Raw genomic sequence first — 19708 nt, forward strand, 5'->3', positions numbered from 1 at the left:
TCTTTCGAACAGTTGTGGATCAGGCCGGGTCGAGCACGAAGTCGTATGTGACCCGGTTGATTCCATCGGCACCCGGCTTCGGATCGAGAATCAGTTCCGGCTTCGTGGCCGTTGCGACATCGTTCTCGATCCACTCACCACCGGAGAAGTAGAGCTGAGTGGTGATCGTGCGCTTGCCGGGAGCCTTCACCATGAGGTGCAGGTGCGCCGGACGCCACGGGTGCCAGCCGGCCTTCTCGATGAACCAGCCGGTGGGTCCGTCGGTCGGAATCTGGTACGGCGCAGGCTGAATCGTGGTGATCTCGAACCGTCCCTCTCCGTCGGTCACGATCGTTCCGCGGAGGTTCCCGTCGGGGATGTGCGGCGCGAAATGGGAGTAGTATCCCTCGTCGTCCGCATGCCACAGCTCGACGGTGGCCCCGTCCAACCCGTTGCCGTCGAGGTCACGGACCTGCCCCTCGAAGACCAGCTTCGATCCAACCTCGTTGTCACGCATGGGAAGTTCGCACTTAGCCGCCAATGTCTTGGCGTCGGCCACGTAGTACGGCCCCTCGATGCTGCCCTTCGTACCGCTCTGGCCGCGGTACGCAACCTCTTCGACGTTGTGCTCGAGGAAGACGTCCAGCCAGAGCGGCCATTCACCGAACTGGCCGATGTCGATCAGCCACTGCTTGAGAACCCGATACTCGGGGTAGGTGACACCATGCTTGTCGATGACGCCGGCAAGTGCTTCGAGGACGTCCTTGGCGATGGCCGAGACACGCTCGGGCGGGGTGTCCGCACTGACTCGTTCCTGGAGGAACTTGTCGGTGGCGGCGGTGCCCGAACCTACTGCGGTGGGGCTCTCGGAAGTGGTCATGTGGTCCTCCTCGGGGCCGTGTATGGCTGTTACCGGGTGGGCGCCGTACTGCTGGGCTGAGTCGGCTTCCCAAGTCTGGTTGTACGCTCTGCGTACATCTGTTACGCTGTGCGTACGCTTGTACTGTGCGCCCAATCACAGACCTTTGTCAACCTTCGGGCGTACTACGTCGACATAACCGCAGCTGAAGGGCTATCCCGTGACCGAGAACGATCGCGATTACATCCAGAGCATCGAGCGTGGATTTGCGGTACTGACGGCATTCGACGAGAAGAATCCCAATCCGTCGCTCGCCGATCTTGCCGCTGAAACAGGGCTCTCCCGCCCTGCCGTGCGGCGCATCCTCCTCACCCTTCAAAAGCTCGGGTACGTCACCGGCAACAACAGTCGGTGGTCGCTCACCCCTCGCGTTCTGAGCATCGGGCAGCACTATTCGGCGTCACACGCCCTGACGGAGGCGGCACTCCCCCGCCTGCTGGAGATCGCAGAACACACTCACGAGTCGGCGTCACTGGGCGTGCTCGACGGCGTCGACGTGGTCTACGCCGCCCGTGTACCCGTCCGCCGGATCATGAGCATCAACGTCAGCGTCGGCACCCGAGTGCCTGCATATGCCACCTCCATGGGCCGCGCCCTGCTCGCGTGGGCGCCAACCGACATCATTGACAACGTCATCGCAAACTCCACGTTCGACGCCCTCACACCCACCACGATCACCGACGAAGGCGCATTCCACACCGCGCTTCGTGTTGTGCGCGAACAGGGCTACGCCCTCACCTCCGAGGAACTCGAAGACGGTTTGATCTCCCTCGCCGCCCCCGTCCGCGATGCCGGCGGAAGCGTCGTCGGCGTGACAGCGTGTTCAACGTCGGCGGGACGAACTACCCCGGAAGCCTTCCGCACCGACGTCGCACCGTTCCTCGTGGAGAAGGCAAATCAACTCAGCGCAGACATGGGATACCGGAGCTAACTTCTCAATACTTCAGAAGGCAACAGACCGTACTTACGCCGGAATGACGACGCAAACCGTCCGGTGTGCGTAAAACCCCATCTCACAGCAACATCGGTGACCGTCGTCGAGTCGTCGGCATCGCGCAGATCTGCGTGGACCCGTTCGAGACGGATGTCGAGCAGGCATTCCGACGGGCTCCGGCCCACGTACTGCCGAAATCCTTCCTGCAATCTCCGTACGCTGACGCCCGCCACCTCGGCCATCTCCGCTGCGGTCCACACCCTGGCCGGGTCGTCGTGCATCTCGTCGAGTACGCGCTTGACGATGCGCGGCCTGGCGTGTCGCACCGCATCCTCACTTTCGGGCATCGCGGCAAGGACAAACGCCGAGATCACAGCGCCGGAGAGCTGGCCTGCCACCAGTTCGTTGTGCAGCACTCCAACCGGGCCGAGGATCTGATCCGACAGTGAGCGAACAAATTTCAGCCACCTGGCTCCGTCGTCCCCGCGGAGATCCACTTGATCGGGTAGGCGCATTCCGGGTCGGCCGAGTACCTTCTCCATCTCGCGGTCGAGGTATTCGCGGTCCATCCGGACTCCGACAATCTCGCAGTCCGCGCTCCAACGCGTGATTCTTGTGGTGATGTCGGGTGGACACACCGTCGCCACACCCTCCGTCGAGAACACGTGCGATCCCGCGAACACCGACTCGAGCTCGCCTGAGAGCGGGATGTTCACCCCGTAGGCACCGGGATGATCGGATTCGACTGCGACGTCTGCGCCCCATCGAATATGAGCGATCCGCAGCGGACCCAACTCAGCGGTGCACACCCCTACCCCACTGGCCGCGTGCCGTGACAACGGCGTGAGCGTGTGCGGGAAGTAGGCGTCCGACACCGCATGACATGCCTCGTCCCAGTCCCGCGGAGCTGTACCGATCATGGAATCGACCATCGTCCTTCACCTTCCCAACCCGTGACCAGCCACATTGCCGAGCATGGGCGCTGAACATCATTGAACACTGTGTCCCCGGTCACCTCCAAGGAAAAACGGGTACCGGCCGTGATCGGGTGCGCAATCCGGATAGACACCGCGCTGTACGGATCGACCGAAGGCCGCGCTCGCCGTACGTTCGTCTTCACTCCCGGCGCGAGTCGTCTGCTACTTCCGCCTCCCGCACTTCGCGGCACTCTCACTCACCAGCCATCCGACAAGGAGGTCCGGTCATGGAACAAAATCAGCTTCGAGGCATCTTCGGCCAATTCGCCAGCGGCGTCACCGTCATCACCTGCACCAACGCCGACGGTCAGCCACACGGGGCCACGGTCACCGCATTCACGGCAATCTCCCTGGAACCACGCCTGTGCCAGATAACGATGACGCGAAAGTCCAAGGCGTGCGGCTACCTCGGCAACGCGCCGTTTGCCGTCAACATCCTTGCCGCCGACCAAGTGGACACGGCCATGCATTTTGCGGGCCGGCCACAGCGCACCGAGCCGCGATGGATCGACGGACCGACCGCTCCCCTGCTCGACGGCGCCGCAGCAACCATCTCGTGCATCCCGTGGAAGGAGTACGACGGCGGTGATCACATCATCTTCATCGGCGAGATCGTGGACGCACAGTCCAGCGGCAAGGATCCACTCCTCTTCTACCGAAGCACTTTTCACGATCTAGGCGCTACCTCGTCGACCACCGTCTGGAACGGCAGTCAGGACGACCCGCACAGCGGGTGGTTCGACGCCACCACTTCGTTCACTCCGCTTCATCTTCAGCCCGCACCCCAAACGATCTGAAAGGCTTTGCCATGACGACCACCGAAATTCCTCCCACCGGCGTCGACCCCGCAGATTCCGGAGCGCCACAGGCCAATCCGGCCGCCGATTGCGAAGCCAACCGCACGAAGAACTTCGCCACCCGGCCGATGACCGGCGACGAGTACATCTCGAGCCTGCAGGACGGTCGCGAGATCTGGCTTCACGGTGATCGCGTCAAGGACGTCACGACGCATCCCGCTTTCCGGAATCCGATCCGTATGACCGCAAGGCTGTACGACGCTCTGCACACCGGCGAGCACGTGGACGCCCTGACTGTTCCGACCGACACGGGCAACGGCGGTGTCACCATGCCGTTCTTCCGCACCCCGACGTCGTCGGCTGATCTGCTCAAAGAGCGCGACGCCATCGCGACGTGGGCTCGTATGACCTACGGCTGGATGGGCCGCTCCCCCGACTACAAGGCAAGTTTCCTGGGAACCCTCCACGCCAACAAGGAGTTGTACGCACCGTTCCAGGACAACGCCGAGCGCTGGTACCGCGAATCGCAGGAGAAGGTTCTGTACTGGAACCACGCGATCATCAATCCCCCGGTGGATCGCCAACTTCCACCGGACGAAGTCGGCGACGTCTTCATGAAGGTGGAGAAGGAAACCGACGCCGGTTTGATCGTCAGCGGCGCCAAGGTTGTTGCCACCGGGTCGGCGATCACCAACTACAACTTCATTGCTCACTACGGTCTGCCGATCAAGAAGAAGCAGTTCGCCCTGATCTGCACGGTACCGATGGACGCGCCGGGCGTGAAACTGATCTGCCGCACCTCGTACACCGAACATGCTGCGGTGATGGGCAGTCCGTTCGACTACCCGCTGTCGAGCCGCATGGACGAGAACGACACCATCTTCGTCTTCGACAAGGTGCTGGTGCCGTGGGAGAACGTCTTCATGTACGGCGACGTCGACCGGATCAACGCATTCTTCCCTCAATCGGGGTTCCTGCCGCGCTTCACCTTTCAGGGCTGCACTCGCCTGGCTGTCAAGCTCGACTTCATCGCCGGCCTGTTGATGAAGGCACTCGAAGCCACCGGCGCCGGTGGCTTCCGCGGAGTCCAGACCCGTGTCGGCGAAGTGATCGGCTGGCGAAACCTCTTCTGGTCGTTGACCGAATCGATGGCACGCGATCCCGAACAGTGGGTCGGCGATTCGGTGATCCCGAAGCTCGAATACGGCCTCACCTATCGAATGTTCATGATCCAGGGGTACCCGCGGATCAAGGAGATCATCGAACAGGACGTCGCGTCGGGCCTGATCTACCTGCCGTCGAGCTCACTCGACTTCAAGAGCCCGGACGTGCGCCCGTACCTCGACAAGTACGTTCGCGGTTCCGACGGGATCACCGCCGTCGACCGTGTCAAAGTCATGAAGGCTCTGTGGGATTCGATCGGAACCGAGTTCGGCGGACGACATGAGCTGTACGAGCGGAATTACTCGGGTAACCACGAGAACGTCAAGGCGGAACTCCTCTTCGCCGCGCAGAATCGTGGGCACGCCAGTTCCATGAAAGGCCTGGCGGAACAGTGCCTGAGTGAATACGACCTCGACGGCTGGACGGTTCCGGACTTGATCGGCAACGACGACGTCTCCTTCTTCAAGAACCGGTAACTCCCGCCACCGTCAGGGCGGACTCGCGTTGCCGAGTCTGCCCTGACGGCAGGACCACGTTCACGAACACCATGCCCTGGGTCAGGACTAGGCATATGCCTAGTGTGACCCGCAACACAGAATGTCAAGGTGAATCCAGTACCGGACACAGCCCCGTCCGGAAAGCAGGCCCCAAGCAGATACCGACAGCCCTCGGTAATCACAGCTGGTCGCCTAGTCGAGCTGGAGGACCCCATGACAGATATGTTGGACGCTGCTCAGAGCACAGACAAATACGCGAAAATGCGCGCTGCCCTCGACGACGCTCTCGTCGAGGACCCGGAAACCGGCCGCTACCAGGTACGGCGCAGCGTCTTCACGGACGAGCAGCTGTTCGACCTCGAGATGACCCACATTTTCGAGGGCAATTGGATCTACCTCGCGCACGAGAGTCAGATCCCCAACGTCGGCGACTACTTCACCACCTACATGGGCCGTCAGCCCATCGTCATCACCCGAAACAAGGATGGCGAACTCGGCGCACTGATCAATGCCTGCAGCCACCGCGGCGCGATGCTCTGCCGCCGCAAGACAGATAACCGAACCACCTTCACCTGCCCGTTCCACGGATGGACGTTCAACAACAGTGGAAAGCTCCTCAAGGCCAAGGATGCTCGGACCGGCGGCTACCCGGAACAGTTCAACAAGGACGGCTCACACGACCTGACCAAGGTCGCACGATTCGAAAATTATCGAGGGTTCCTCTTCGGCAGCCTCAATCCGGACGTCCTGCCCCTCGAAGAACATCTCGGTGACACCACGAAGGTGATCGACATGATCGTCGACCAGTCACCCGACGGACTCGAAGTGCTGCGCGGCGCCTCCACCTACACGTACGACGGCAACTGGAAGTTGCAGACCGAGAACGGCGCTGACGGCTACCACGTGTCCTCGACGCACTGGAACTACGCCGCCACCACAGCCCGCCGCACCGCCGGAGAATCGGCCAACGAAACCAAGGCGATGGACGCCGGTACCTGGGGTAAGCAGGGCGGCGGATACTTCTCCTACGACTACGGACACCTCCTTCTGTGGATGTGGTGGGGCAATCCCGAAGACCGCCCACTGTTCGAGCGTAAAGCGGAGCTGGAGGCTCAGTTCGGTTCCAAGAAGGCCGAATTCATGGTTGGTGCGTCAAGGAACCTCTGCCTCTATCCGAACGTCTACCTCATGGATCAGTTCAGCAGTCAGATCCGGCACTTCCGCCCGATCTCTGTTGACCAGACCGAAGTCACGATCTACTGCATCGCACCCAAGGGCGAAAGTGCCGCAGCCCGAAGCAACCGCATCCGTCAGTACGAGGACTTCTTCAATGCAAGCGGCATGGCCACCCCGGACGACCTCGAAGAGTTCCGGTCCTGCCAAAAGACCTATCAGGCCGCCGGTGCGCCGTGGAATGATCTGAGCCGTGGTGTGACACACCAAATTTCCGGACCCAATGACGTTGCCAAGGACCTAGGCATGGACCGCGTTCTCTCCAGCGGATCCAAGACCGAGGACGAAGGCCTGTACCCGATTCAGCACGGCTACTGGCGCGACGCCATGATCGCCGCGGTCGATGCCGAACAAGCCGCTTCTGCCCGGACCAACTGAGGATCTCGATCACCATGACACTAGCAACCGCCAATGCCGTCACCCTCGAATCCGTGCAGCAGTTCCTCTACCGCGAAGCCCGCTATCTCGACGATCGTGAATTCGAGAAGTGGATCGAGTGCTACCACCCCGATTCCGAGTACTGGATGCCCGCCTGGGCCGACGACGGTGAACTGACTACCGATCCGCAGGCGGAAATCTCATTGATCTACTACCCCAACCGGGGCGGCATCGAAGATCGCGTATTTCGCATCCGCACCGATCGTTCCAGCGCGACAAGCCTTCCCGAACCGCGCACCGGCCACAACATCACCAACGTCGAAATCCTCGAGGCACGCGGTTCGGTAGTAGACGTGCGCTTCAACTGGTTCACGCTGTACTTCCGTTACAACACCGTCGACACCTACTTCGGCACCTCGCATTACACGATCGATTTCTCGGGCGAGCAGCCGTTGATCCTGAAGAAGAAGGTAGTCCTCAAGAACGACTACATCCATCATGTTGTCGACATCTATCACTTCTGACGTTTACGATCGAATCGAGCTGTTCCCCATGACCTTTCAAATAGCATTGAGTTTCGAGGATGGCATCACCCGCTTCGTCGAATGCAACACCGACGAAACTGTCGCCGACGCCTCCTACCGCGCCCGGATCAACATCCCCCTCGACTGCCGCGACGGAGCCTGCGGCACATGCAAGTCGCTGTGCGAGTCAGGCACTTTCGACGCCGGCGACTACATCGAGGAGGCACTCACGGACGACGAGGCCGAGCAGGGATACTGCCTGCCGTGCCAGATGGTGCCGGAATCCGACCTCGTACTGCAGATCCCCACCACCTCCGCCGTGGCCAAGACTGCTGCCGGTTCGTACACGTCCACCATCACCGAGATCGTTCGCCACTCGGATTCGACTGTCGGCTTCACCGTCTCGGTCGACAATCGCGCAGATCTGGTCTTCCTTCCCGGTCAGTACGTGAACATCCTCGTTCCGGGAACCGAAGCAACACGCTCGTACTCGTTCAGCACCGGCCCCGACGTCGAGTCGGCGTCGTTTCTGGTCAAGATCACGCCGGGCGGGCTGATGTCCGACTATCTCAGTCTGCAAGCGCAGGTCGGTGACACACTGGAATTGACCGGCCCGATGGGCAGTTTCTTCCTGCGTAGCGGGCAGCGACGCGCACTCCTGCTCGCCGGGGGAACCGGTTTGGCGCCACTGCTCTCGATCCTGGAGAAAATGCAGACCGACGGTGTGACTCGACCCGTTCACTTGATTTACGGTGTGAACTCAGACCTCGATCTGGTCGAACTGGAGAAGCTGAGTGCGTACGCAGCATCGTTGCCGCAGTTCACCTTCGACTACTGCGTATCCGATCCCGGCAGCGCAGCGCCGAACAAGGGATACGTCACGAGCTTGATCGAACCGGGTCATCTCGACGGCGGAGACGTCGACGTCTACCTGTGCGGCCCGCCGCCGATGGTCGAAGCCGTTCGCCAGCACTTCAAGAACGTGTCGATCACACCCACGAACTTCTACTTCGAGAAGTTCAACAGCGCGGCGACCCCGGCTGATTCACCGGCAAGCTCGATCGAAGAAACGGCAGCCGACACGTACGAGATCGGTGAAGAACACCTGCCTGTCGCGGAATCGGACGCACAGTTCGACGCCCGGATGGCGCTCGAACTCGGCGCATTGGAACTCACGATCGGGCGCCTTACTCCGGCACAGTTGACGGAGTACCGCATTCTGGCGGAGAACTCGGCAACCTCCATCGACCGCGACCACTTCACGGACGCAGCGGCATTCACCGAAACCAACGCCCTCTTCCACGACTTCCTCTTCCGCTGCACCGGCAACGACATACTGCTGCAGGCCTACCAACGTCTCGAGGTCACGCAGCTGATGAACCGAGTACTCCGGACCGCGGACTGGGTGGACGAACATGTCGCAGAGGATCACTCACGCATTGTGCGCGCATTCGAGCAGAATGATCGCGCCGCGGCCCGTGAGCTGATCGTTCAGCACAGCAAACACGCGAAGTCGACGATGCGACGTGCCATCACCGACGCTCGGGTCAGTGTGGCGTCGTGAGCGCACGTTACTTCTCCGGCCGGTTCGACGATCGGGTCGTTGTCGTCACCGGAGCGGCCCAGGGGATCGGGCGCAGCGTAGCCGAAAGAATCTCCGCCGAAGGCGGTTCCGTTGTTCTCGTGGACCGAGCAGAGCTGGTCCACGAGATTGCGGCACCGCTGGATCGTTCCCATTCGGTGACCGCGGATCTCGAGACCTTCGAAGGTGCCCAGCACGCAATAGATTCCGCGCTGAGACACTTCGGACACGTCGACGTACTGGTCAACAATGTCGGCGGCACAATCTGGGCAAAACCATACGAGCATTACACCCCGGAGCAGATCCACGCCGAAGTCACACGTTCGTTGTTCCCCACCCTGTGGACGTGCCGAGCAGTGCTACCCCACTTGATCGAACGGGCGAGCGGAACCATCGTCAACGTCTCCTCGGTCGCTACCCGGGGTGTCAACCGTGTTCCATACGCTGCGGCCAAGGGCGGAGTCAGCGCCATCACCGCGGCACTGGCGATGGAAGTCGCGCAGTACGGAATACGAGTCGTGGCAACAGCTCCCGGTGGAACGGAAGCGCCACCTCGCGTCGTGGCCCGCGGCCCCGGTGCACAGACCGACGAAGAGAAACTCTGGTACCAACAGATCGTCGACCAGACCGTCGACTCGTCACTACTCAAGCGTTACGGCACCCTCGACGAACAAACTGCCGCCATAACCTTCCTTGCCTCCGATGAGGCGTCGTACGTCACCGGAACGGTCCTTCCCGTTGCCGGCGGCGACCTCGGCTGAGCGAGTCACCCCAATTCCTGATCTCTCGAACGGAGATTTGTCATGTCCTCGATCGAACGCGGTTCCTGGGCCAGCGCCCGCCATCGCTCTTCAGTGCTGTGGGTAGTCACCATCGCAGCCATCGCCATCTTGTTCGACGGATACGACCTCGTCGTATACGGCACGATTCTGCCCGTCCTGATGGACGATCCCGGCCACATCGGAGTGCTTTCTGCCTCTCAAGCTGGAGCATTGGGCTCGTACGCCCTTGTCGGAGTCATGGTGGGTGCGTTGACGTGCGGCGCAATCGGTGACTACTTCGGACGCCGAAAGATGATGCTGATCAACATCGTCTGGTTCTCGGTCGGCATGGCGCTGGCGGCGTTTGCGACCAGCATCACCACCTTCGGGCTCCTGCGATTCTTCACCGGCATCGGCGTCGGCGGACTGGTTGCCACTGCCGGAGCAATGATCGCCGAGTTCGCCCCGCCAGGGCGTCGAAATCTGTTCAACGCCATCGTGTACAGCGGCGTCCCGGCCGGCGGCGTCATGGCGTCGATCCTGGCAATCATTCTTCGTGATTCCATTGGATGGCGGGGACTCTTTCTCATCGGCGCACTTCCGTTGATCATCCTGTTTCCGCTTGCGTGGTTCAAACTTCCCGAATCTCCCGCGTGGCTCGTCGCCCGCGGTCGGAGTGACGAAGCTCGGGCAATTTCCTCGAAAACCGGAATTCCCCTGCCCGTTATCGCCACTAGCCCCGCCGATTCGCCCGCAGAGCGAGTCGGCTTCCGAGCCTTGGCCAGCAAGCAATATGTTTGGGGCACAGCACTACTGGGCCTCATGAGTTTTGCCGGTCTTCTTCTGACCTACGGACTGAACACCTGGCTGCCCAAAATCATGGAGAACGCCGGATACAACGCCAAGGGTTCACTCTCGTTCCTGCTGGTCCTCAACGGCGGCGCGATCATCGGCGGACTACTGGCGTCGCGGATCGCCGACATCACCGGGCCCCAGCGGGTTGTCGCAACCACTTTCGGTTTGGCCGCATTAGCACTCCTGCTGTTCACGTTCGGCTTCCCGCTACCCGTCCTTCTCGCATCTGTTGCGATCGCCGGGGTCGGCACAATCGGAACTCAGGTGCTCATCTACGGATTTGTCTCCAACTACTATTCGACGGCGGCCCGAGCGGCCGGCGTCGCGTGGTGCGCAGGCTTCGGCCGTCTCGGCGGCATCTTCGGCCCGCTGATCGGTGGAAGCTTGATCAGTGCCGGTATCAGTTCCGAGTCCGCGTTCTACGTGTTTGCCGGTATCGCCGTGCTTGGCTCCATCGTGACCTTCTTCGTACCTAAGCAGGCCCCAGATCTCGATACTGCCGCAACTCCTGCCGCAGAGGTCCGATCGGAAAACGAATCTCGCGGTGAGCCCGGCGTTACGGTAGTCAGGTGACACTTCGGGACGTGCTGGTGGGCCGAGAACGCGAACTGAGCGTTCTCGGCCAGGCATTGGCTGCGGCGAAGGCAGGCACTCCGTCCCTCGTTCTCGTAGAGGGCGATGCGGGCAGTGGCAAGTCCACTCTGGTCAGCCGGTTCTCCGAAATATCGGCCCAGCACACTCTTCGATCCGCTCGCGGATTGGAGTGGGAGTCTCAGACGCCGTTCGGGGTCGTCACACAACTACTCGACCATCCGGTGTCGGTCCACGATCCCGTCGTCATTGCCCAAGAGATTCTCGACAGCACTGACCAGTTGACCATGGTTGTCGTCGACGACGCCCACCACAGCGATGTCGGCTCACTTCAGGCGATTACTTCAGCGCTCCATCGAGGTCGGGGCGCGCAACTCTTGGTTGTGCTCGTCGTCGAGGATTCACCGCACATCAACGCCGAGGTCCGGCGCATTCTCGAACTTCACTGGTCGCAGCGACTGCACATCAGCGCCCTCGACGCCGCTGCCGTCATCGACATCGCCCGGGTTCGCAACGGAATTGATCTCAGTTCCGGCGTCGCGCTCCAACTTCAGGAGTTCACAGCGGGCAACACACTCGACGTCGTCTCGCTACTCGACGAATTGCCGCCGACGTACTGGACTCAGTGGCACCGCACCTTGCCTGTTCCCCGCTATCGCGCAGCGTCGATCGCAGGCACACTTGCGCTGTGCTCCGAGGGTGCACGCACTTTGGTCGAAGCCGCCGCGATCCTCGGGCGCAGCACGACGTTGTCGCACCTCGCTCAACTAGCCGAAGTCGACGACATCGTCAGCGCGCTGGACAACGCCTTTGGTTGCGGTCTTCTCACCGTGCACGAGCAGCGCGGCAGCACCGAAGTATCCGTTCGAGGAAAGATGGTTGCCGCTGCCGTGAGCGCCACCTTAGGACCTACCCGACTGCACCAACTGCATTGTCGCGCAGCCGAGATCGCCTGGGGAGACGGCGAGCGGTTGTTCCATCTGGCTGCCGCCGCTACGACGCACGACGAAGCACTGGCCTCAGAACTGGTGACCTACGCCGAGCTCCGGGCAACCGACGGCGCGTGGTCCGAGGTGGCCGACGCAATGGTCACCGCCAGCCGTCTCACCACCAGCAGAAGCGACCACGAGACTCGACTACTGAGGGGAATTGACGCGCTGACCGGTGCTGGCGATATTCCACACGCCATGGACTTCGTTCCCGAAATCGAGAGTATTACGCGCGGACCGCTGCGCGACGCCGTCCTCGGATACCTCGCGATTCACCGGGGACGCCCAACCGAAGCTGCTGACCTACTGACTCGCGCTTGGAGCAGTTGCCCTGCGGATCTCGATCCCGCAGTCGCGGCAATGATCGCCCAGCGAATGGTCCTGCATTCTCTGGCCAGACTCGACGGCGCTGCTTTGGTCCAGTGGGTCGACCGTGCAGTCGAATTGGTCGGTCCGTCAGATCCTGCCGCAGTGGAGTCCGAAGCGATAAAGGGCCTCGGACTGGGTGCCACCGGACACACCGAACAGGCGCTCGCGGCCTACGAATCACTGTCGGACCGCATCCGGCCCGGCGCTCAAGCTCAGCGATTCCAGATGGGCCGCGGTTGGCTCGAGCTGGCAGTGGATCATCCCGAGGCGGCTCGTCGCGATCTCGAAAGCGCAGTGTCCACTGAATTTTCCAGCGGCTCGGCGCGTATCTCGCTGTGGGCGCAGGCCTGGCTTGCCCGCACACAGTTCGCCTTGGGGGCGTGGGACGACGCACTGTCGACGATCGACAGTGCCGCCGCGCAAGTCGATCGTTTCGAAATCGACATCGTCCGACCGTTGGTGCATTGGTCCGGGGCACAAATTCACGCGCTTCGCGGAAACTGGGACCTGGCCCGCAATCACGTGCGCCGCGCGCATGTTGGTGCACATTCCTACGAAATCATGTACGTTCCTTCGCTTCTCGCCCGGGCACAATTCTCCGAAGCTGCGGCCGACTACGCCGATGTACTGGCAGCGCTGACGCCCCTGACCTCGAGCACGTCACAACAGTGGCTCGACGAACCCGGGTTCTGGCCGTGGGTCGATCTCTATGCGAATGCTCTCGTGATGGTCGGTCGGGTCGACGACGCCGATACCTTCCTCCAACCACACGAGAAGACCGCACGCATTCGCGGGCACCGTTCTGCCACAGCACGTCTTGGATATGTTCGTGGCAGAATCCATGGAGCCCGAAGCGAACTCGGCGCCGCCAGAAACTGTTTCGACGACGCGCTTCTCAGCCTCGAGGACCTGCCACTCCCCTACGACCGTGCCCGAATCAATTTTGCCTACGGCCAAACTCTCCGGAGAGCCGGCAAACGCGCAGAGGCAGACGTCGTACTGAGGGACGCACGCGAGCTCTACTACGCGCTGGGCGCAGCGACATACGTCGAGCGTTGTGAGCGTGAGCTGCGTGCCGGCGGGTTGAACCTTTCACGTATGGACAAGGGAATCACCGATCTGACCCCACAAGAGCGAGCCGTTGCGGATCTTGTCGCTGCCGGCAAGTCCAACAAGGAAGCTGCGGGCGAATTGTTTCTCTCTGTCAAGACAATCCAGTATCACCTCACTCGTGCGTACGCAAAGCTCGGACTGCGCTCTCGTAGCGAACTTGCGGCGCTCTTTCGTGAACGCGAACTTGGCGATCCACACCAGGAGACCTGAAACATGTCGAACACCTCGACAATTGCACCCACTCGTGTCATCACCGAGCCGCTACCCCAACCTCTCTACAGTCCTCGGCGCGTCTTGCGAGACTTCGGCGGAACATACGGCGCAAACGCAGTTATCGGGATTGTCTTCTCTGCCACCGGCCCAGTAGCGGTCATCCTTGCTGCCGGCTTGGCCGGCGGGCTGAGCCAATCACAATTGGCCTCTTGGATTTTCGGCGCCTTCTTCGTCAACGGAATCTTGACGATCACCGCGTCCTGGCTGTACCGGCAACCACTGGCGTTTTTCTGGACGATTCCCGGAACCGTCGTCGTCGGCGCGTCCCTGCATCATCTTCCGTGGGAGCAGGCGATCGGAGCATTCTTTGCAACGGGCGTTCTGATCTTGCTGCTGGGATTGACGGGGTGGATCACACCGATCATGAATGCACTCCCCATGCCCATCGTCATGGCAATGGTGGCAGGCGTTTTCCTTCACTTCGGTACCGACCTGGTAGAGGCGCCCGCCCACGACGCCGCCATTGCACTGCCGATGATCGTCACCTTTGTTGCACTCAGCGCCTTCGCGAAACTGGGAAGGTATATCCCTCCCGTTCTCGGTGCCTTGATTGTCGGGGTGGTGGTCGTTCTCGCGACCGGACGGTTCGCACCTACCGGCGGCGATCACGAATGGTTTGCGCACCCAGTGCTGTCCACACCGGCATGGTCGTGGCAGGCAATAATCGAACTTGTTGTGCCGCTGGCGATCACCGTGGTCGTTGTGCAGAACGGCCAAGGGATCGCAGTCCTGCGAGCGGCCGGACATCAACCGCCGATCGGCAGCGCAACGATTGCGTGTGGCGTGTTCTCACTCGTGAACGCGGCGGTGGGGTGCGTGTCAACCTGCCTGACCGGGCCAACCAATGCTCTCCTGTCAGCATCCGGGGAACGAACACGGCAGTACACCGCCGGCATCTTCTGTGGGGTACTCGCGGTTGTCTTCGGCCTTTTTGCCCCGACCTTCGTGTCGATGATGCTGGGCACGCCCGCTGCGTTCATCGTGACACTGGGCGGATTGGCAATGCTGAAGGCATTGCAAGGAGCTTTCGTCACCGCATTCGGGTCGCGATTCACCTTCGGTGCGTTGATCGCATTCCTCGTGACGATCTCCGACGTCGAACTGTTCAATATTGGCGGCGCATTCTGGGGACTCGTGGTGGGAGTGATCGCCTCACGCATCCTCGAGCGCTCCGACTACTCCTGAAGACTGCCCTGACATGCGAATATTCGCATGTACGACTTTGACAATCATTTACATTAAGCAGTAGATCTATACCCATGCACCTCACTACCCGCGTATCGCGGCGCCTCACTCTGGCCACATCAGTGGGCCTCTCACTTGCCCTTGTCACAGGATGTTCCTCCGACACCACGGACGCTGCGGAGGCAACAACCACCGCCGCGTCGTCAGCACCGAATGAACAAGCTTCGGCAACACCACGTCTCGCAATCTCCTACGACGGCGGCGTCCTGGTACTGGACGCAACCTCGCTCGACGTAGTCGGCGAAACCGCGATCGAGGGCTTCACGCGACTCAACCCGGCCGGCGACGGTCGGCATGTCATGATCTCCGCCGGCGAAGCGTTCAAGGTTCTCGACACCGGCACGTGGTCGTCGGCACATGGTGACCATTCCCATTACTACACAGCCGATCCCGTGATGTCGGACGTCGAGTTCGCAGCCAACGAGCCCGGACACGTTGTACGACATGCCGGAAAAACTGTCCTCTTCAACGATGGATCCGGCCTGGTCGAAATCTTCGATCCCGTCCAATTGGCCAAGCGTCAGCCACGCGTCGAGACCTACACAACCCCGGAACCCCATCACGGGGTGGCTGTCGCACTCGCCGACGGAGGGCTGTTGACCACCATCGGAAACTCCGAGTCCCGCAACGGAATTGCAGTGCTCGATACCAACCGCGCGGAGGTCATGCGCAACGAGCAGTGCCCCGGCGTCCACGGTGAAGCCGTTGCAGCAGACGAGACGATCGTGCTGGGCTGCCAGGACGGCCTGCTCGTGTACAAGAACGGCGCGATCACCAAGGTCCAGAGCCCCGATGTGTACGGCCGCATCGGCAACCAGGCCGGTTCCGAAGAGTCGGACATCGTGCTCGGTGACTACAAGACCGATCCTGACGCCGAACTCGAACGACCACAACGAATCTCGCTCACCAATACCACCACGTCGGAACTGAAGCTCGTTGATCTCGGCACCAGCTACACCTTCCGATCACTCGGTCGCGGACCGCACGGCGAGGCCCTTGTTCTCGGGACCGACGGCGCTATCCACGTCATCGACCCGAACACCGGCGCAGTGACCAAGAAGATTGCCGTCATCGGCGAGTGGACCGAACCCACTGAATGGCAGGAGCCCAGGCCCACCCTGTTCACACTGGACCACACCGCCTATGTCACCGACCCCGCGTCGAAGAAGCTGATCGCCGTCGACCTCGAAGACGGCAGCATCCTGACCGAAACCACACTCGATCACACCCCGAACGAATTGACCGGCGTCACTGGCTGATTCGGATTTCGCTTCTGCCCCCGTCTCACACCGAGGTGGGGGCCGAAGCCGTCTTACGAGCACGGATCCCGAACGGCATGTCGACCACCAGCCACATTTACACCGAAGCCACCGGCGAATACAGCGTTCTGCAGGTATTCAGATTTCAGCAACCGAAGATGAACAGTCCAGATCCATTTGATTCCTCTTCTTCAGAAAGTTACCGACGACGAGACCGCAGGGGAAGCCTCGAATCGCGACGGGATTGTTAGTGTCGAGGACGTGCTCACACATGGATTGACGGTGGACGGCCAACCAACGCTCGAACACATTGATTTCGCCGTTTTGGATTCCTTTCGTTTCCCGGATGGGGACGGCTTCCCCGCTTCATATCGTGCATTTATCCGGCATGCAGGTTGGGCGCGGTCCTTCGGACTCTGGCTCATCTACCCGCCCGTGCATCCCGGATTTGCCGATGGCTGGCAAGGGCGCGCAGGGTATCTCACCGCGAACCTCCATTCCGCCTACCGAGAGGGTCACAGCGAGGAGTTCGATTGGATGGTCGAACCCGACGGCGATTGGTCGCTCCCCGCCTCGCTGCACGTGTTCGGATTGAGCGAGAACGGCGACGCTCTGCTGTGGGATACAACATCGCGCGGCACCGACGGGGAGTTCCCAGTCTGGGAATCACGCTCACTCAACTCTCTCCACCGACTCGGCGACAGTCTCTCCGAAGCACTTCCGTCCATCCGCGATCGAGCTTTGAGCTTGTTCGGACCGCGCACTTACGACATCGAACCACTCCCTCCGATCCCACTCTGAAGCACGAGGAGTGACTACGCCGGGCTTTCCGCGGCGGAGACGTCGAGGATCCAGGTCACCCCGAACGCATCGGTGAGCATGCCGAAACCGGGGCTCCACGCTGCCGCGGCGAGGCCCTCGACGATGGATGCGCCGGCCGAGAGCTTGGCCCAGTAATTCTGCACCTCTTCGAGGGTCTCCCCGCGAACGGAGACGAAGAACGGTTGGTCGGTGATCGTGGTGCCGTTCTCGCGGTGCGTCGAACCGGCATTGCCTGCCGAACGGCTCGACTGTCCTGGGATGTCGTACGCCATCACACGAAAGCCGTCCTCAGTCTCGATCCGGCCGAATACGACGCCCTGCGCGCCGGGCACGTCTTTGGGCATCCCGAAGTCGCCGTAGGTTGCAATTGTGACCTGGCCACCGAAGACGGACTGGTAGAACTCCAGGGCTGCTCGGGCGTCGCCGCGAAAGTTGAGGTGGGTCGTTGTCTTGATGCTCATGCCTGCTCCTAGTAAGAACGCTGTCCGGCTTTCTTCTTGACGACTGCCACTCTCACAGGCGTCTAGGACGGTTTTTGTCCTAGACTCGAACTAATCTCGTGAGATGGCGACCACGTCCCGGCTCTTGAATCTGCTGTCCCTGTTGCAGACCAGGCGTGACTGGCCAGGCGCCCTACTCTCCGAGCGGCTCGACGTCAGTCATCGCACGGTCCGCCGCGACATCGACCGGCTGCGGGGAATGGGCTACAACATTGCGGCAACCATGGGCCCGGACGGCGGATACCGACTCGATGCGGGCAGTGAGCTGCCTCCCCTGCTGTTCGACGACGATCAAGTCATCGCGTTGGCTGTTGCCCTGCAGACGGCGACCATGACCGGCGCCGGAATCGAAGAGGGTGCAGTTCGTGCTCTGACCACCGTGCGGCAAGTGATGCCGTCGCGTCTGCGCCATCGGCTCGACGCTCTCGCCTTCACTGCGATTTCGGCCCGCCCCGGTGACACGGCGTCCGACTCCGTGTCACCGGAGGTACTCGTTACGATGTCCACAGCGATCCGCGCTCTCGAAGTGCTCCGTTTCGATTATGCGAGCGACCGCCCGGCCGACAGTTCAACCGATAACGGCGAACCAGCGCCCCCACGCCGGGTGGAGCCGCATCATCTCGTGACCTCCAATCGTCGCTGGTACCTCGTCGCGTGGGATCTCGAGAGAGACGAATGGCGAATCTTCCGCGCCGATCGAATCGCCCCGCGCACCCCGAACGGCCCCCGTTTCACGCCGAGGGAGATCCCCGGCGGCGACGTAACCGAATACGTGTCCGGGCGCTTCAAAGGCTCGGAACAAACCAACAAGTGGCCTTGCCATGGCAAGGTCATTCTCCATCGGCCGGCCAGTTACGTTCTCCCCTTTGCCGGGGACGGCATCGTCGAAGATCTTGGCCCCGACCGGTGCAGTCTCGAAGCCGGATCATGGTCCTGGGTGGCTCTCGCAGCATCTCTCAACCGATTCGACACCGACATCGATGTCGTCGGACCAGCAGAACTGACCCGCGCCTTTGCGCAACTCGCCGCCCGCAACGCTGCGACCGCTGCGAATTAGATGCTCTCCCCGGCGACAGGTCCCGCTAGCGAACAAGCCAATGTGGCGGGGCTGCAACACCGGCGGGCAAACATGTGTCACCGTTACCTCTGGCTGCGTTCACCTGGGGCTGGGTGACGAACAACGCGGCCGAGAGATCCGCGCCATCCAACCTGGCATCACGCAGATCCGCCCCGAGCAGATCTACCGCTGTGAGGTCACTTCCCCTCAGATCCACGGCGATCAAGCAGGCCCCTCGCAGATCGGCCCCACACAACCTGTGTGCGCGCAGGTCCGATCCAGCAAGGTCCACTTCGGCGGCGATGCTCGGGTCCAACTGATCAACTTCGGCAAAGTAGGAAGCCCGAACTTCCGCACTGATCTCCATCAGCACTGCCCTGACCACAGAATGTAATGCGCCGATGTCAGTCGAGAACAGTTCGGCCTGTCCGCCGCGGATCAGTGCGGCAATTGTGGATGCGAGTTCGCGAGCTTCGTGCGCAGCGTCCGGGTCATAGGTGCGTTCCTGCGCCTCGAACAGGTACCACAGCATCTCGTGCAACTGTTTGACGATCTTGAAGGCGGAGAACATGTATTGCTGCGCATCAGGACGCTCGCGCCAGCTGACGCCGGAGAACAACTGCTGCGACACAACCTGTCCCGCACCGAAGCAGTCGAAGACCGTGCAGCCGCGGAACCCCCGGGATCGAAGTCCTTCATGGACAGTGCAGGAGAAATTCGAGCCGAGGTGCCGGCACGGAGAACCCGCGGGCTTGTCCTCGGCAAAATCTACCGATCGCGAGAACCCGAAGGCCGTGCAGCACAAGGCAAAACAGTTACTGCAGTCGGCGCGCAGATCCTCGCGCCGAACAGATGAGTGTGTCGATGACATGATGAAGTGAGCTCCAAAG

The 19708-nt window shown here is 61.5% G+C and carries 17 protein-coding genes; 13 read left to right on the forward strand and 4 right to left on the reverse strand.

The window, feature by feature from the left end; genetic code table 11:
* Nucleotides 1–19: 19 nt before the first annotated feature.
* Nucleotides 20–859, reverse strand: coding sequence for a catechol 1,2-dioxygenase (gene catA, locus CJ178_RS18280; protein WP_033233580.1), 840 nt, complete (start codon nucleotides 857–859; stop codon nucleotides 20–22).
* Nucleotides 860–1058: 199 nt separating this feature from the next.
* Between catA and CJ178_RS18285 the strand changes: the two genes are divergently transcribed.
* Nucleotides 1059–1829, forward strand: coding sequence for an IclR family transcriptional regulator (locus tag CJ178_RS18285; RefSeq protein ID WP_095887310.1), 771 nt, complete (start codon nucleotides 1059–1061; stop codon nucleotides 1827–1829).
* Here CJ178_RS18285 and CJ178_RS18290 read toward each other — a convergent pair.
* A complete protein-coding gene (locus CJ178_RS18290) occupies nucleotides 1826–2764 on the reverse strand; it encodes an AraC family transcriptional regulator (RefSeq protein WP_033233582.1) in 939 nt (312 codons plus the stop codon). The two genes, CJ178_RS18285 and CJ178_RS18290, sit on opposite strands and share 4 nt — an antisense overlap.
* Before the next feature lie 272 nt (nucleotides 2765–3036).
* Between CJ178_RS18290 and CJ178_RS18295 the strand changes: the two genes are divergently transcribed.
* From CJ178_RS18295 to CJ178_RS18345, 11 genes are all read left to right on the forward strand, one after another.
* Nucleotides 3037–3606 carry a flavin reductase family protein gene (locus tag CJ178_RS18295; protein ID WP_095887311.1) on the forward strand — a complete coding sequence of 190 codons (570 nt, stop codon included), beginning with the start codon at nucleotides 3037–3039 and terminating at the stop codon, nucleotides 3604–3606.
* 11 nt (nucleotides 3607–3617) lie between these two features.
* Nucleotides 3618–5246: a 4-hydroxyphenylacetate 3-hydroxylase family protein gene (locus tag CJ178_RS18300; protein WP_033233584.1), complete on the forward strand. Its 1629-nt coding sequence runs from the start codon at nucleotides 3618–3620 to the stop codon at nucleotides 5244–5246.
* A gap of 234 nt (nucleotides 5247–5480) precedes the next feature.
* Nucleotides 5481–6878 carry a benzoate 1,2-dioxygenase large subunit gene (benA, locus tag CJ178_RS18305; protein ID WP_095887312.1) on the forward strand — a complete coding sequence of 466 codons (1398 nt, stop codon included), beginning with the start codon at nucleotides 5481–5483 and terminating at the stop codon, nucleotides 6876–6878.
* Nucleotides 6879–6892: 14 nt separating this feature from the next.
* Nucleotides 6893–7402: a benzoate 1,2-dioxygenase small subunit gene (benB, locus tag CJ178_RS18310; RefSeq protein WP_092804430.1), complete on the forward strand. Its 510-nt coding sequence runs from the start codon at nucleotides 6893–6895 to the stop codon at nucleotides 7400–7402.
* Between the two features lie 28 nt (nucleotides 7403–7430).
* Complete coding sequence (gene benC / locus CJ178_RS18315) at nucleotides 7431–8966, forward strand: benzoate 1,2-dioxygenase electron transfer component BenC (RefSeq protein WP_095887313.1); 1536 nt, start codon at nucleotides 7431–7433, stop codon at nucleotides 8964–8966.
* Nucleotides 8963–9745 carry a 1,6-dihydroxycyclohexa-2,4-diene-1-carboxylate dehydrogenase gene (locus tag CJ178_RS18320; RefSeq protein WP_095887314.1) on the forward strand — a complete coding sequence of 261 codons (783 nt, stop codon included), beginning with the start codon at nucleotides 8963–8965 and terminating at the stop codon, nucleotides 9743–9745. Before benC ends, CJ178_RS18320 begins: the two co-directional genes overlap by 4 nt.
* A gap of 42 nt (nucleotides 9746–9787) precedes the next feature.
* On the forward strand, nucleotides 9788–11173 hold the full coding sequence (locus CJ178_RS18325) for an MFS transporter (protein WP_033233588.1): 1386 nt from the start codon (nucleotides 9788–9790) through the stop codon (nucleotides 11171–11173).
* Nucleotides 11170–13872, forward strand: a complete 2703-nt coding sequence (locus tag CJ178_RS18330) for a LuxR C-terminal-related transcriptional regulator (RefSeq protein ID WP_095887315.1) — start codon at nucleotides 11170–11172, stop codon at nucleotides 13870–13872. Before CJ178_RS18325 ends, CJ178_RS18330 begins: the two co-directional genes overlap by 4 nt.
* A gap of 3 nt (nucleotides 13873–13875) precedes the next feature.
* Nucleotides 13876–15120 carry a benzoate/H(+) symporter BenE family transporter gene (locus CJ178_RS18335; protein ID WP_095887316.1) on the forward strand — a complete coding sequence of 415 codons (1245 nt, stop codon included), beginning with the start codon at nucleotides 13876–13878 and terminating at the stop codon, nucleotides 15118–15120.
* Between the two features lie 74 nt (nucleotides 15121–15194).
* Nucleotides 15195–16439: a zinc metallochaperone AztD gene (aztD, locus tag CJ178_RS18340; RefSeq protein WP_095887317.1), complete on the forward strand. Its 1245-nt coding sequence runs from the start codon at nucleotides 15195–15197 to the stop codon at nucleotides 16437–16439.
* Between the two features lie 261 nt (nucleotides 16440–16700).
* Nucleotides 16701–17240: a hypothetical protein gene (locus tag CJ178_RS18345; protein WP_033233855.1), complete on the forward strand. Its 540-nt coding sequence runs from the start codon at nucleotides 16701–16703 to the stop codon at nucleotides 17238–17240.
* A gap of 14 nt (nucleotides 17241–17254) precedes the next feature.
* On the opposite strand, the gene CJ178_RS18350 is transcribed toward CJ178_RS18345, so the two are convergent.
* Nucleotides 17255–17722 (reverse strand): VOC family protein, encoded by a 468-nt coding sequence (locus CJ178_RS18350; RefSeq protein WP_095887318.1) that lies wholly within the window; start codon nucleotides 17720–17722, stop codon nucleotides 17255–17257.
* A gap of 103 nt (nucleotides 17723–17825) precedes the next feature.
* On the opposite strand from CJ178_RS18350, the gene CJ178_RS18355 reads away from it, so the two are divergent.
* Nucleotides 17826–18818, forward strand: a complete 993-nt coding sequence (locus tag CJ178_RS18355; RefSeq protein WP_095887319.1) for a helix-turn-helix transcriptional regulator — start codon at nucleotides 17826–17828, stop codon at nucleotides 18816–18818.
* Nucleotides 18819–18843: 25 nt separating this feature from the next.
* Here CJ178_RS18355 and CJ178_RS18360 read toward each other — a convergent pair whose 3' ends face one another.
* Nucleotides 18844–19689, reverse strand: coding sequence for a pentapeptide repeat-containing protein (locus CJ178_RS18360; RefSeq protein ID WP_095887320.1), 846 nt, complete (start codon nucleotides 19687–19689; stop codon nucleotides 18844–18846).
* Nucleotides 19690–19708 lie beyond the last annotated feature (19 nt).

This window comes from Rhodococcus sp. ACPA4 (genome assembly GCF_002300185.1).
Classification (GTDB): Bacteria; Actinomycetota; Actinomycetes; order Mycobacteriales; family Mycobacteriaceae; genus Rhodococcus_F; species Rhodococcus_F globerula.

Bases quoted from the DNA above. Each gene is read 5' to 3' on its own strand.
- catA (WP_033233580.1), bottom strand. From the start codon at position 859: ATGACCACTTCCGAGAGCCCCACCGCAGTAGGTTCGGGCACCGCCGCC.
- CJ178_RS18290 (WP_033233582.1), bottom strand. From the start codon at position 2,764: ATGGTCGATTCCATGATCGGTACAGCTCCGCGGGACTGGGACGAGGCA.
- CJ178_RS18295 (WP_095887311.1), top strand. From the start codon at position 3,037: ATGGAACAAAATCAGCTTCGAGGCATCTTCGGCCAATTCGCCAGCGGC.
- CJ178_RS18300 (WP_033233584.1), top strand. From the start codon at position 3,618: ATGACGACCACCGAAATTCCTCCCACCGGCGTCGACCCCGCAGATTCC.
- benA (WP_095887312.1), top strand. From the start codon at position 5,481: ATGACAGATATGTTGGACGCTGCTCAGAGCACAGACAAATACGCGAAA.
- benB (WP_092804430.1), top strand. From the start codon at position 6,893: ATGACACTAGCAACCGCCAATGCCGTCACCCTCGAATCCGTGCAGCAG.
- benC (WP_095887313.1), top strand. From the start codon at position 7,431: ATGACCTTTCAAATAGCATTGAGTTTCGAGGATGGCATCACCCGCTTC.
- CJ178_RS18325 (WP_033233588.1), top strand. From the start codon at position 9,788: ATGTCCTCGATCGAACGCGGTTCCTGGGCCAGCGCCCGCCATCGCTCT.
- CJ178_RS18335 (WP_095887316.1), top strand. From the start codon at position 13,876: ATGTCGAACACCTCGACAATTGCACCCACTCGTGTCATCACCGAGCCG.
- aztD (WP_095887317.1), top strand. From the start codon at position 15,195: ATGCACCTCACTACCCGCGTATCGCGGCGCCTCACTCTGGCCACATCA.
- CJ178_RS18350 (WP_095887318.1), bottom strand. From the start codon at position 17,722: ATGAGCATCAAGACAACGACCCACCTCAACTTTCGCGGCGACGCCCGA.
- CJ178_RS18355 (WP_095887319.1), top strand. From the start codon at position 17,826: ATGGCGACCACGTCCCGGCTCTTGAATCTGCTGTCCCTGTTGCAGACC.
- CJ178_RS18360 (WP_095887320.1), bottom strand. From the start codon at position 19,689: ATGTCATCGACACACTCATCTGTTCGGCGCGAGGATCTGCGCGCCGAC.